We start from the raw sequence: 12,872 nt of genomic DNA on the forward strand, positions 1-12,872 counted from the left end.
CTGCGGCGCCGTGATCGGCTATGCTCGCTCCACGCTGGCCGCAGTGTGACGTGGACCCGGGAGAGCCGCCGCAGGCATCTCATCCACCGCTATCCAATAGAGTCCTTGCCATGAGTCAGCCGGAATCCGCTGTCGCGGACTCCCGGGCGGGCGACCGGGCGGGCGGCTCCTCCCAACGCGGGAAGGAACCACTGTCCGCGCTCGCCGAGCGCCACGGGTTGCGACGCGCCATCGCGCGCCCCAATCTTCCCGTTTACCTGCGCCAACTGTGGGACAGGCGCCACTTCGTGCTCACGTACGCCACGTCGCGTAACGTGTCGAAGTACTCGAGCTCCGCGCTCGGCCAGCTCTGGCAGGTGCTCACGCCCCTGCTGAACGCCGGGGTCTACTACCTCATGTTCGGCCTGATCCTCGGGCAGAACAGGGACCTGACCAACTACACCGCGTTCCTCATCACAGGCGTGTTCGTCTTCTCGTACACCCAGCGGTCCATCACGGGCGGCGCCAAGTCGATCTCCGGCAACCTCTCGCTGATCCGCGCCCTCCACTTCCCGCGGGCCGCGCTGCCCCTGGCGTACACCATCCAGGAGTTCCAGCAGCTCGCCATCTCGATGGGTGTGCTGTTCGCCATCGTGCTGGTGACCGGCGAGCCGCTCACCTGGCTGTGGCTGCTCATCCCCTGCGCGCTGCTCCTCCAAACGATCTTCAACGTGGGCGTGAGCCTGCTGCTGGCCCGGGTCGGCGCTTTCGTGCGGGACATGAACCAACTGCTGCCGTTCATCCTGCGCACCTGGCTCTACACCTCGGGCGTGTTCTACAGCATCCCGGCGAAGATGAAGGACCAGCCCGACTGGGCCCGCTTCCTGCTGGAGTTCAACCCGCCCTCGGTCTTCATCGACCTGATGCGCGGCCTGCTCATGGGCAGTTACCGGCACGACCTGGTGCGCAACGGGTTCCCGCACGCCAGCATGGGGCAGCTGTGGCTATACGCTGGCATCTGGGCCGCGGTGGCACTGATCGGCGGCTTCTGGTACTTCTGGCGGGCCGAGGAGAGGTACGGCCGTGGCTGAGCTGACCAAGGAGCAGTCCCGCGTGACCCAACCACAGGAGCAGGACGCTCCGGCCGCCGCCGCGCAGCCGGAGCCGGAAGACCTGCGCGCACCCACCGTGGTGGTGGACGACCTGCACATCGTGTACCGCGTGTACGGCGCGGCGAGCAGCGCCGAGAAGGGCAACGCCGCCAACGCGCTGCTGCGCGTCATCCGCAGGCAGGGCCGCCCCAAGATGCGCGAGGTGCACGCCGTCAAGGGCGTCTCCTTCGTGGCCAGGCACGGCGACGCGATCGGCATCATCGGCCGCAACGGCTCGGGCAAGTCCACCCTGCTGCGCGCCATCGCCGGCCTGCTGCCGCCGCACAAGGGCTCGGTGTACACCGACGGCCAGCCGTCCCTGCTCGGCGTCAACGCGGCCCTGATGCGGGAGCTCACCGGTGAGCGCAACATCGTGCTCGGCTGCTACGCCATGGGCATGACACCGGCCCAGGTCAAGGAGCGCTACGAGGAGATCGTGGAGTTCTCCGGCATCGGCGATTTCGTGCAGTTCCCCATGTCCACCTACTCCTCGGGCATGGGCGCCCGGCTGCGGTTCGCCATCGCCTCGGCCAAGACGCACAACGTCCTGCTCATCGACGAGGCCCTCGCCACCGGCGACCGCGACTTCAGGCGCAAGAGCCAGGAGCGCATCCAGCAGATGCGCAAGGAAGCCGGCACGGTGTTCCTGGTGGCGCACAACCTCGACGTCATCGAGGAGACCTGCAACCGCGTCATCTGGCTGCACAAGGGCAAGATCAAGATGGACGGCGACCCCGCCACGGTACTGGCGGCCTACAACGCCTGACCCTCGGGCAGGATCAAGACGCCCGAGCACACCCGTTGTCTTCTCATCGGAGGTCGATCATGCCCAAGCAGCCACCGATCCCCTACGACTTCCTGCCCGAGGTCCCCGAGCTCACCGTCGAGAGCGACGACGTGACCGACGGGCACCCCATGTCCGACACCCACGCCTTCGACGACTGGGGCATGAGCGGCGGCAACGTCTCCCCCCACCTGCGCTGGTCCGGCGCCCCCGAAGGCACCAAGAGCTTCGCCGTGACGTGCTACGACCCCGACGCCCCCACCGGCGGCGGCTTCTGGCACTGGCTGGTCTACGACATCCCCGCCACAGTCACCGAACTCCCGTCAGGCGCCGGCAGCACCACCCCCGAGAGCCTCCCCCAGAAAGCCACCCAGTCCCGCAACGACTACGGCCTCCAGCACTACGGCGGCGCCGCCCCACCCCCCGGCACCCCCCACCGCTACATCTTCGCCGTCCACGCCCTGAACGTAGAAACCCTCAACGTCCCCACCGACCCCTCCCCCGCCGTAGTCGGCTTCAACATCACCGCCAACACCCTGGCCCGCGGCTACATAGCCCCCACCTACCAAACCTGACCAACCCCACCCATCCCGGATGCCGCCCCCCACCAGGGGTTCCCCGGCTCCCGGACCACCCGGTGCTCAACACCGGCACAGCCCACATCGGGACGCCCGGGGTCGCCGGGTCCCCTGTATTCGCAGGCCCCTCTGTCGGCTCCCCTCGGCCGTGCATCTGAATCCAGTGCCGTGACGGCGGGACACGGCACGGCGAACCCAGGCCGGACAGCGGCAGCGGTAGGCGCCCCGCCCCCGCCCCGACTACCCCGGCCTGGGATGCCGTCCGTCTCCGCACAGCCAGGGGCTTACTCCGGCGCCGGCACTACGGAACGTGGCACGGCGAACCCGGCGCCGCCCCACCCACCAGCCGGAAGTCGCGGGCCGATCAACCCTCTCAACTGCAACCCCGACTTCGGCTGCTGTGGTCACGGCCCACCCGCCTGAGTTTCCCCACGCCATCAGCACCCACCCACCCAAAACCTCCACCCCACCGCCGGCGCGACACCCACCACGCCCAGCGAGCTTCCTTGCCGCGCCGGCAGTCCCCGCCTCCCGCCGGACACGCCCCCTCCCACGGGACGCTGCGGCCCACAAGAGGCCCCGCCTCCCACCCCACGGGGTTCTATCACCGGCGCCGACGCGGCGGGACGTGGCACGGCGAACCCGGCGCCGCCGTACGGCGGTCCGCTCGGTGAACCTCGCGCGCCCAGCGCTAGACCGTACAGAAGTCCGATACGACACGTGAAAGCTGCTGACACTGTGAAGGCTGTTCCACTATGATTCGAACGGAGATTCGAACTGAAGGAACGGTGATGGAGTGGGGGTGCGGGGTGCGGGAGCTGGCGAACGCGATTGATCAACTGTCCGCCGAAGATCCGTCGGACATTCCACGTGGCCTGCTCGCCGAGCAGCTCATCGAGCTGCACTGGCAGATGGCCCGCCTGCAGGCCCAGATCGCCCGCCGCACCTACGTGCGCGACCCCGACACCTGAACCCAGAAGCTCCCACCGACCACAAAGAGCCGGCCGACACCCCAAGGTGCGGCCGGTTCCCCTTGCCGGGCCGACCCCATTGCGGGGCCCACCTGCTTACCGAGCCGCTCCCACCGGGCCGCTTTCGACCGGGCCGCTTCCCACCGGGCCACTTCCCACCCCGCCCACCTCCCACCAGGCCGGCCCCTTACCGGCCACCTTCTCGGTCGCCTCCTTGCCGATTCCCTCCTCACCGGGCCACTTCGTCGCCGGAGCCGGCCGCTCGCAGGCTGTCCCACGCCGGGTCGCCCTCGCCAGACCCCTTCCACGGCCCAGCTTCGCCAGGCCCGCCACCATCCCGCCGGCCCGGGCCATCACCGTCGAACACGCCGCCATCCCGCCAGCCCCGGCCTCATGGCCGTGCGCGGTCGTGCGTTTCCAACTCGCTACAACCCCGGACCGAATCGTCCTCCCTATCGCGACATATCTTGAGTTGGGCTACGCTGGGCCGCGTGAGCTCTCTACAGCCTTTCGAGTCCGGTGACACCGCTCAGCGTGCCTCGGACCAGGACCGTGATCGGGTGGCCGCGGTTCTCGGGGAGGCGCTCGCGACCGGGCGTCTCACCAGTGTTGAGCATGCTGATCGGCTGGAGGCGGCGTACTCGGCGGTCACGGTCGGTGATCTCGTTCCGCTTACCAAGGACCTTCCCTCCGCTACGCAGCAGTCGGCTTCGGGTGGGGCCGAGCGGCAGTCGGTGGCGGCGGTCTTCAGCAAGGTCGTCCGGGGTGGGCGGTGGATCGCGGGGCGGCATACCCGGCTCCAGTCCACCTTCGGCGCGCTCATCGTCGATCTGTCGGACGCCGTGCTGCCGGGGCGTGAGATCACGCTGGAGCTCAACTCCACGTTCGGCAAGCTCATCGTGCGGGTGCCTGCCAACGCCCGGATCATCGACGAGGGCAGGGCGGTCTTCGCCAAGCGTCATATATCCGGCGATGCCCAAGGGGAGGACTCCAATGCGCCGGTGATCCGGGTGACCGGGCGCGCCGCGTTCGGGAAGATCGTGGTGTCACGGGGAGCCGCCGACTGGCATTGGCCCTGGCGCGCGGACCAGCCCCTCCCGCCACCTACGATGCGGGACACAACCTGATTCCGCATGAGGTGACCGCTTGGACGGCATTCCGCCGATAGCTCTGGACGCGATGGGGGGCGACCACGCCCCAGGCGAGATCGTGGCCGGTGCCGTCAAGGCCGTACGGGAGCGGGGAGTCCCCGTCGTCCTGGTCGGCGCCCCGCGCGCCATCTCCGAGGCGCTCGCCGCGCACGGCGCCCGCGGCGAGATCCCGATCGTCCGCGCGGAGGAGGCCATCGCCATGGACGAGGGCGCCCTCGCGAGCCTGCGCCGGCCCCGTTCCAGCATCGCGATCGCCTGCCATCTCGTGCGCCGCGGCGACGCCTCCGCCGTCGTGTCGGCCGGCTCCACGGCCGGGGTGGTCGCCACCGGCAAGCTCCGGTTGCGTACCCAGCCGGGTGTGCTGCGGCCCGCCATCGCGGTCCCCCTGCCGACCCGGCCCCGGCCCACGGTGCTGCTGGACGCGGGGGCCACCGCCGACGTCAAACCCGAGACCCTCGTGCAGTTCGCCCACCTCGGCACGGCTTACGCCGAGACCGCGCTCGGCGTCGCAGGGCCGCGGGTCGGCCTGCTCACCATCGGCGGGGAGGCCGAGAAGGGCAACAAGGTCACCAAACGCGCTCATGAGCTGCTCAGCGCCGCCCCCGAGCTGGACTTCGCCGGCAACATCGAGGGCCACGACCTGCTGTCCGGCGCCGTGGACGTCATCGTGACCGACGGGTTCACCGGCAACGTCGCACTGAAGACCATGGAGGGCACCGTCAGGTACGCCTTCTCCGAGATGCGCGACGCCATCGCCGCCGGCCCGTTCGCACGCCTGGGCGCGCTCCTCCAGCGGGGACGGCTGCGGACGCTGCGCCGCCGCCTGGACCCTGAGGCGTACGGCGGGGCGGTCCTGCTCGGGCTGAACGGCACCGTGGTCATCGCGCACGGCTCCTCCAGCGCCGGAGGCATCGCCGCCGCCTGCTCGCTGGCCGCCACCCTGGCCCGGCACGGCACCGTCGCCCGGGTCGGCGAGCGGGTCGCCGCGGCGTCCAGATCGCATCGCCGCCGCTGACCAGGGCCGTCCCTCCACAGGGCGGACAATGCACAAGGACCGGTGATGATCTGAAGATATCCTTGGGGGCATGACCGACCCGCAGCTCGTGCTCGCCGAGCGGGTCCAGCAGGCGCTGGGCACCGCCTTCGGCGAGGAGTACGCAAGCGCAGACCCGCTGATCCGGCCGTCCCAGTTCGCCGACTACCAGGCGAACGTGGCGCTGAGCCTGGCGAAGCGGCTGCGACGTGCGCCGCGGGAGGTCGCCCAGGCCATCGCCGACGCGCTCGACTCCGGCGACGTGTTCGCCAAGGTCGAGGTCAGCGGCCCCGGCTTCATCAACATCACGCTGGACGACCGGTGGATCGCCGAGCAGGCCGGCCAGGTGCTGACCGACCCCCGGGCCGGCGTCGGGTTCACCACGCCGCCGCGCACCGTCGTGATCGACTACTCCGCGCCGAACGCCGCCAAGGAGATGCACGTCGGCCACCTGCGCACCACCATCGTCGGCGACTCGCTGGCCCGGCTGTTCGGTCACCTCGGCAACCGCGTCGTCCGGCAGAACCACCTCGGCGACTGGGGCACCCCGTTCGGCATGCTGATCGAGCACCTGCTCGACAGCGGCGAGGCGGCCTCGCTCGCCCGGCTGGAGAACGGCGAGGGCAACGAGTTCTACCAGGAGGCCCGGGGCAAGTTCGACACCGGCGACGAATTCAAGGAGCGGGCGCGGCGCCGGGTCGCCACACTGCAGGCCGGCGACGCCGAGACCCTGCGGCTGTGGCACCTGTTCATGGACGCCACCGTGCGCTACTTCAACAAGATCTACTCCCTGCTCGGCGTCACCCTCACCGACGACGACATCGCCGGCGAGAGCATGTACAACCCACTGCTCGCCGAGACCTGCGACGACCTGGAGAAGGCCGGGGTCGCCGTGATGAGCGAGGGCGCGCTGTGCGTGTTCCCGCCCGGCTTCACCGGCAGCGACGACAAGCCCCTGCCGCTGATCATCCGCAAGAGCGACGGCGGCTACGGCTACGCGACCACCGACATGGCCGCCATCCGGTACCGCGTGCGCGACCTCAAGGCCGACCGCATCCTGTACGTCGTCGGCAACGAGCAGTCCCTGCACCTCCAGATGGTCTTCGCCGCCGCACGCCACGCGGGCTGGCTCCCCGACGACGTCTCCGCCGAGCACATCGTCATCGGCATGATGCTCGGCTCCGACGGCCGGCGTTTCCGCACCCGCAGCGGCCGGTCCATCAAGCTGATCGACCTCCTCAACGAGGCCGTCGACCGCGCCGACGCCGCCATCGCCGACCGCGGCTACGACGACGCCACCCGGGCCGAGATCGCCCGCGCGGTGGGCATCGGCGCCGTGAAGTACGCCGACCTCTCGGTGAGCCACGACAGCGAGTACATCCTCGACTTCGACCGCATGTTGTCCTTCACCGGCAACACCGGCCCGTACATGCAGTACGCCACGGCGAGAATCCGCTCGATCTTCCGCAAGGCGGACCTGGACCCGGCCACCCTGACCGCCACCCCTCCGCCCCTGACCCTGGGGACGGCCGCCGAGCGCGCCCTGGCCCTCCAGCTCCTGGAGTTCCCCACCGTCCTGGAGACCGCCGCGGCCACGGCCGAACCCCACCGCCTGTGCGCGTACCTGTACGAGACGGCCAGCACCTTCACGACGTTCTACGAGTCCTGCCCCATCCTCAAGCCGGAGATCGACCCCGAGACCCGCGCCTCGCGTCTCGCCCTCTCCGCCCTGACCCTCAGCGTCCTCCAGACCGGGCTGACCCTCCTCGGCGTCCCCATCCCTGCCCGCATGTAGACCATCCGTCCTCACCCGCCGCCGGGTGAGGACGGCTCCAAGTGGGCGGGTTCCGGTCATCTCGGCGTGCCGCCGCACGCGAGCGCGGTGGACGAACTAACCTGGGCGCGGTCATGGGAGCGCCTGGACGGACCCTCGCGTCCGGGCCTGCCGCACGCCTTCGGGGAGCTGCCCGCATTGAGCATGGATCTGAGCGCCGAGCAGTCAGGGGCCGTGAGCTCGGCCCAGCCGGCAGGTGAGGTCACCTCCCTCTCGGCGCCGATCCCCGAAGACGACACCGCGCCGCCGAGGCTCACCGCGTACGCCAACGAGCTGATCGACCACCTGGCGGCCCACCAGACCCCGCCGGCGCCCGCGCGCAGTGTCCTGTACCCCCCGGCCCACTGGCTGGCCCCGGCGATCGAAGCGCTGCTCCTCATCCTCAAGGGCGAGGACGCCACCGCGCCGCTCCACCACGCCACCGAGCTGGACGACGAACACACCGCCCTCTTCCTGTGCCTCACCCTCGCCATCAGCGGCAACGGCGACCGTGTGCACGCCTCCTGGCTCGGCACCGCCTTCGGCGACCTCACCACCGACACCCCGGTCACCCAGGGCCAGCGCGCCCTGTGGACCGCCGCCGCCCGGGGCGCCTACGGCCCCGCCGGGAAGATCTTCGTGCTGCGGAAGCTCGACGCCGCCGCCGTCCCCTCCACCACCGAGCCGGACAGGTGGCTGAACGCCCTGACCCCGGGTGAGCCCGCCACGGCGGCGTCCCCCGCTCTCACCACCCTCCCCCAGCTCGCCGACCTGCCGGAGATCGCACGCCCCATCCAGGCGGCCGCGCGCCTCTCCACCCTCCTGGCCCGCTGCACCGAGATCACCACCCCGTCCGAGGTCCCCCAGACACCGGGCGACGACCTGGTCGCCGCACTCAGAACCCTCATCGGCGCCCAGGAAACCCCGCCGCCTCGTCCTCTGACCGACCACCTCCTGGACGACGTGAGCGACGGCGCCGACCCCCGCCTCACCGCCATCGCCTTCCACGTCGCCGCCCCCGTGGTGAGAGCGGCCGCCGAGGAACTGGCCGAGGAGAGCCGTGTCCCGCCGCCGGACGAGCTCACCGTCCCCGTCAACGGCCACCCGATCCTCCTGCGCCCGGAAGGCCCGGACGCGAACTCTCTCGCCGCCGCGGAACACGCCATCACCGCCGCCGGGGAGGCCCGCCTGTCCGGCCGCTGGCTCGCGTACGGGCCGGCGGTCCTCCCGATCGTGGCGCTGGTCCTCGCCTTCACCGTCTCGGAGCTCTTCGCCGTGGCGAGCCTGGTGCTCGGCGGCATCGCCGGCGTCATCCTGTGGCGGCGCAGCCAGAAGGAGCAGGCGGAGACACGGCGGGTCCAGCAGGAGATCGGCGAGCTCCGCCTGCTGGCCGACACCGCCGTCTGGGCATTACACGACCACGCCAGGGAGGCACTTCAACGGGCCGACCAGGCGACCGCCGACCTGGCCACCCTCACCCGCCTCCTGCGCCGCGGCCCCGCCATCGCCGACCCCCGCCCCTGACCCCCCGCCCCCGGAGGGACCGGGGATCAGGTGGTGGTGATCTCGACGTCCGCGGGTGCCAGCAGGAACACCTTGTCCGCGATGCGCTCGATACGCCCGTCGCAGCCGTAGGTCAGACCGGCGGCGAAGTCGACCAGCCGGGTGGCCTCGGCGGTGGGCATGCCGGCGACGTCCATGATGACGGCCTGCCCCTCACGGAAGTGCCGGCCCACGATGAGGGCGTCGGAGTACTTCCGCGGGCGGACCATCACGATCCGTGCGGGCTCACCTCCGGACCCCCATCGCCTGGCGGCACGTTCCGATGCGGGCATCCACTCATCCTCGTACTCGCCGTACTCGTAGGGCTCGTCGTACTGATCCCCATCGCCCAGGCCAAGGTAACTCACCACCCTGCGCACTGCCCCCATCGGCTGTCCTTTCCGCGAGAACCGGCCGTATTCGCCGTGCCCCGACACAAATGACCGTAACCGACGCGCCGCCTGGGGCCGCGCGACACGCCCGGTGCTTTTGATTTTGCACGGATTTCTCGGCCGTTTCGACCGGTTATCTGGGGGTCGATAGGATCGCCGGCATGCGTATCTTCACCGTCGATTCGTTCACCGACCGGCCGTTCAAGGGTAACCCGGCGGGAGTCTGCCTGCTGGAATCCCCGCGATCCGACGAGTGGATGCAGTCCCTGGCCAGCGAGATGCGGCACTCCGAGACGGCCTTCGTCACCCCCCGCGAAGAGGGGCACCCCTACGTCCTGCGGTGGTTCACCCCTGCCGCCGAGGTCGATTTGTGCGGCCACGCCACCCTGGCGGCGGCCCACATCCTGTATTCCACAGGAGCCGCCTCCGGCGCCATCGAATTTTCCACCAGGAGTGGAATCCTCACCACAAAACTGCTCGATAACGGATTTATCTCGATGGATTTTCCCGCTTACCTCCCCACCGAGATCCCCCCTCCCGCCGGCCTCCAGGAGGCCCTCGGCGCCCCCCTCACGTGGGTCGGCAGGGGCCGCATGGACATCCTGGCCGAGCTTGAATCCGAGCAGGTCATCCGCGACCTGACCCCCGACATCCAGGCCCTGACCGCCGTCGACGCCCGCGGCGTGTGCGTCACCGCCCGCGCCGCCGACCCCGCGAAAGGCGTCGACTACGTGTCCCGCTTCTTCGCCCCCAACGTCGGCGTCCCCGAAGACCCGGTAACCGGTTCGGCCCATTGCATGCTCTCTCCGTACTGGTCCACCAAACTAGGCGAAAACTCCCTGGTAGCCGCCCAGGTGTCGGCCCGCGGAGGCGAGATCCACACCACCTACGCGCATCCCCGGACCATCCTGAGCGGCCCTGCCACGACAGTCTGGTCCGGGGATCTTCACATCTGATTGCAAACCACTTAAAGCTCCCCGGCCACCAACCGTCCCGCGGCCACCACAGCACCGTCCGTGCACACCGCACCGGCAACCGCCCGCGCACGCTCCGCCACCTCGGGCCGCAGGACCTGGTCGAGCGCCCCGCCCAGCGAGCCGGCGTCCGGCACGCCGGGCGGGTGCGCGACACCGGCCCCGAGCCGCTGGACTCGCCGTGCCCAGTAGTGCTGGTCGAACATCTGCGGGACGACGACCTGAGGCACCCCCGCCGCAGCGGCCACCGTCGTGGTCCCCGCCCCACCGTGATGGACGACGGCGGCCACTCGCGGGAGGAGTGCCCTGTGGTTCACCTCGCCGACGAAAAGGCAGTCCGGTTCGTCCTCCACCGGAGTCAACCCCGCCCACCCCCGCGAGATGATCACACGCCGCCCGACGGCACGAGCCGATTTGACCACCTCCTGCGCGAGGTCCCACGCCGCAGGCATACTCCCGAAGCCGAAATACACCGGCGGCTCCCCAGCTTCCAGGAACGCCACCACCTCATCGGGCAACGCCCGCGTGTCCGGCACGACCCAGGCGCCCGTCTGCACGACACGCGACATCCCCGGGGACCGGCCACGGCCCCAACGTCGGATCGGCCGCCAGTCAAGGCCGCTCAGTCAGGATGTGCCCCCGCACGTCGTCCACCGGAGCCAGCCCCGCCGACACCCGATGAGCGTTGAGCGCCTCCGCCCAGGTCTCGTTCCACCGCCGAGCGTCCCGCGCCCACAGATCAGCGATGTCGTCCTCCTCGGACGGCGCGTCACCGCCCCCCGGCAACGGCGGCGGCGCGTGGTGCCGGGACGGCAGGACGATCGGGCAGTACGTGGCTTGAACGACGGCGATCCCCATCAGCTCGGCCACCGTCGGAGCCGCGATCTGCAGATATCCCCCCGCCACGATCACATCACACCCCTCGGCCGCCCGAGGAACCGTCGCGAACTGCGTGTCGACCGACATCTTGGCGAGCATCCGCAACTGCTCCACCGTAGGCCGCACCGCCCCCGCCGAAGCCGTCCCCCGCAACTCAGGCCCGAGAGCCACGAACTCGAACCCGAACCCCTCGACCAACCCCCGGAAATCAGGCGGCGCACAGAACCGCACCCCCTGCCCCGACTCCCGAAGCGCCAACGCCAACGCCACCAACGGCTGAACATCCCCACGCGACCCGATCGTGGACAGCAAGACCCGCATCCCGAACTCCTCGTGCGACGACCACCGGCAACGGCCACCCGACCGCCCCCCGTACAAGAGCCCCGGCCTCCACAGCTCCGGCCCAGCTCAGCCGCCGATTCTGTCCCACTCCCCGGCTCTTGCCGCAAGCCCCCCACACCGCTATACGTTGAAAGTGGCGGGATCAGCCTTCTCGATCGTTCTGCGATGATCACTCGCTAAGGTGCGGCACTCGATCACATTCCCCCGGGCAAGTGTTCACGTACCGCGTCGCCACCGTTTCGACGTACCCCGCCCTGCTGATCGTGAATGCGTACGTTCCCCGCACCGGCAGTCCCCGCCGCGATCACCTTCACCGCCGCCGACGTCGAACGTCGTGACGTCTGACGCTGTCCACAGAAATGGACAAGGACGCCGCCGCGACATGGCCGAACGTCCTCATCCTCCTCCTGCCCGACACACCATGGACCCAGCCCCTGCGGCGATCTCCGCGCGGCCCACAGGCCGCCCCACTCCCCAGACCTGGACCACAACCCGCGACCCCACCGAGCCGGTCTGTACGCCGCGGCGGCCTCCTGGCTGTCGTACTTCCTCTCCCGTGTCGTCCCTGGTCGGTGTAGGCACTGGACACCGCGGTGATGTGGACCCTGATGATCCCCGCCCACCCGGCCATGGTCCGCAACGTGAAGCACGCCGGCCAAAGCCCGAACCATAGACGTCGTGACCTACAGAAGCGCCACCACCGTAAGACGGCCTGGGGCAAGGCGGGGCGGCACACGGCCCCGGGCCGGGCCCCACGGCCAGCTAGCAGGGCCCCCTACCGCAACCCCCGCCGGTACGGTGGCGCCGATGCCGCCGTCCCCGACCCACCATCTCGGCGCCACAGGGAGAGGAACCCGGGGTTGGGGCGTCCGTGCTTGGCTGCCATAGGGCAGCGCCGGATTCACCGCACCGCATCCCACCGCGTGGTGCCCGTGGAAAAGAAGCAGGGCCGGCCGGACCGGGCCGCAGCAGGGCGCCCGATTTGCCGTACCCCTCCCGCCGCGTCGGCGTCGCGAAGAGGATGCCGGTGACTGGCAGAGGGCCCCGCTGGGCGGCGCGGGGGGCACCGGGCTCGCCACACCACGTCCCGCCGCGTCGGCGCCGTGGTGAGAGAGAGTAGGGGGCTGGGAGGCGGCCGGGTCAGCCGCCGTAAGGGGGCGCCGGATTCGCCGTACCGCGTCCCACCGCGTCGGCGCCGTGGAGGGAGGGGCGGTAGCGGGGGTTCGTGCTGGCCGCCGTCGGGCGGCGCCGGTTTCACCGCGTCGCATCCCGCCGCGTCGGCG

General features: G+C 70.5%; 12 protein-coding genes. 9 read left to right on the top strand and 3 right to left on the bottom strand.

Features of this window, described 5'->3' with window-relative positions; translation table 11 throughout:
• The first annotated feature begins 110 nt into the window (after positions 1-110).
• From ABGB17_RS37275 to ABGB17_RS37310, 8 genes are all read left to right on the top strand, one after another.
• Positions 111-1,070 (top strand): ABC transporter permease, encoded by a 960-nt coding sequence (locus ABGB17_RS37275; protein WP_347638804.1) that lies wholly within the window; start codon positions 111-113, stop codon positions 1,068-1,070.
• Positions 1,071-1,152: 82 nt separating this feature from the next.
• Positions 1,153-1,896: an ABC transporter ATP-binding protein gene (locus tag ABGB17_RS37280; protein ID WP_347638826.1), complete on the top strand. Its 744-nt coding sequence runs from the start codon at positions 1,153-1,155 to the stop codon at positions 1,894-1,896.
• 59 nt (positions 1,897-1,955) lie between these two features.
• Entirely contained in the window at positions 1,956-2,489 is a 534-nt protein-coding gene (locus ABGB17_RS37285) for a YbhB/YbcL family Raf kinase inhibitor-like protein (RefSeq protein ID WP_347638805.1), read from the top strand.
• A 794-nt stretch (positions 2,490-3,283) separates the two neighbouring features.
• Positions 3,284-3,463, top strand: coding sequence for a hypothetical protein (locus tag ABGB17_RS37290; RefSeq protein ID WP_347638806.1), 180 nt, complete (start codon positions 3,284-3,286; stop codon positions 3,461-3,463).
• Positions 3,464-3,954: 491 nt separating this feature from the next.
• Positions 3,955-4,590 carry a DUF1707 domain-containing protein gene (locus ABGB17_RS37295; RefSeq protein ID WP_347638808.1) on the top strand — a complete coding sequence of 212 codons (636 nt, stop codon included), beginning with the start codon at positions 3,955-3,957 and terminating at the stop codon, positions 4,588-4,590.
• A gap of 19 nt (positions 4,591-4,609) precedes the next feature.
• Positions 4,610-5,629, top strand: coding sequence for a phosphate acyltransferase PlsX (gene plsX / locus ABGB17_RS37300; RefSeq protein WP_347638810.1), 1,020 nt, complete (start codon positions 4,610-4,612; stop codon positions 5,627-5,629).
• Between the two features lie 70 nt (positions 5,630-5,699).
• On the top strand, positions 5,700-7,442 hold the full coding sequence (argS, locus tag ABGB17_RS37305) for an arginine--tRNA ligase (protein ID WP_347638812.1): 1,743 nt from the start codon (positions 5,700-5,702) through the stop codon (positions 7,440-7,442).
• An 87-nt stretch (positions 7,443-7,529) separates the two neighbouring features.
• Positions 7,530-8,984 carry a hypothetical protein gene (locus ABGB17_RS37310; protein ID WP_347638814.1) on the top strand — a complete coding sequence of 485 codons (1,455 nt, stop codon included), beginning with the start codon at positions 7,530-7,532 and terminating at the stop codon, positions 8,982-8,984.
• Between the two features lie 26 nt (positions 8,985-9,010).
• Here the strand turns inward: ABGB17_RS37310 and ABGB17_RS37315 are convergent, their stop codons facing one another.
• A complete protein-coding gene (locus ABGB17_RS37315) occupies positions 9,011-9,370 on the bottom strand; it encodes a cell division protein SepF (RefSeq protein WP_347638816.1) in 360 nt (119 codons plus the stop codon).
• Positions 9,371-9,555: 185 nt separating this feature from the next.
• Between ABGB17_RS37315 and ABGB17_RS37320 the strand changes: the two genes are divergently transcribed.
• On the top strand, positions 9,556-10,350 hold the full coding sequence (locus tag ABGB17_RS37320) for a PhzF family phenazine biosynthesis protein (RefSeq protein ID WP_347638818.1): 795 nt from the start codon (positions 9,556-9,558) through the stop codon (positions 10,348-10,350).
• An 11-nt stretch (positions 10,351-10,361) separates the two neighbouring features.
• On the opposite strand, the gene ABGB17_RS37325 is transcribed toward ABGB17_RS37320, so the two are convergent.
• Both ABGB17_RS37325 and ABGB17_RS37330 read right to left on the bottom strand, forming a co-directional pair.
• On the bottom strand, positions 10,362-10,937 hold the full coding sequence (locus ABGB17_RS37325; protein ID WP_347638820.1) for a nucleotide disphospho-sugar-binding domain-containing protein: 576 nt from the start codon (positions 10,935-10,937) through the stop codon (positions 10,362-10,364).
• A gap of 43 nt (positions 10,938-10,980) precedes the next feature.
• A complete protein-coding gene (locus ABGB17_RS37330) occupies positions 10,981-11,568 on the bottom strand; it encodes a glycosyltransferase (protein ID WP_347638822.1) in 588 nt (195 codons plus the stop codon).
• Positions 11,569-12,872: the final 1,304 nt, after the last annotated feature.

Source organism: Sphaerisporangium sp. B11E5, assembly GCF_039871875.1.
In the GTDB taxonomy this organism is placed as follows: domain Bacteria; phylum Actinomycetota; class Actinomycetes; order Streptosporangiales; family Streptosporangiaceae; genus Sphaerisporangium.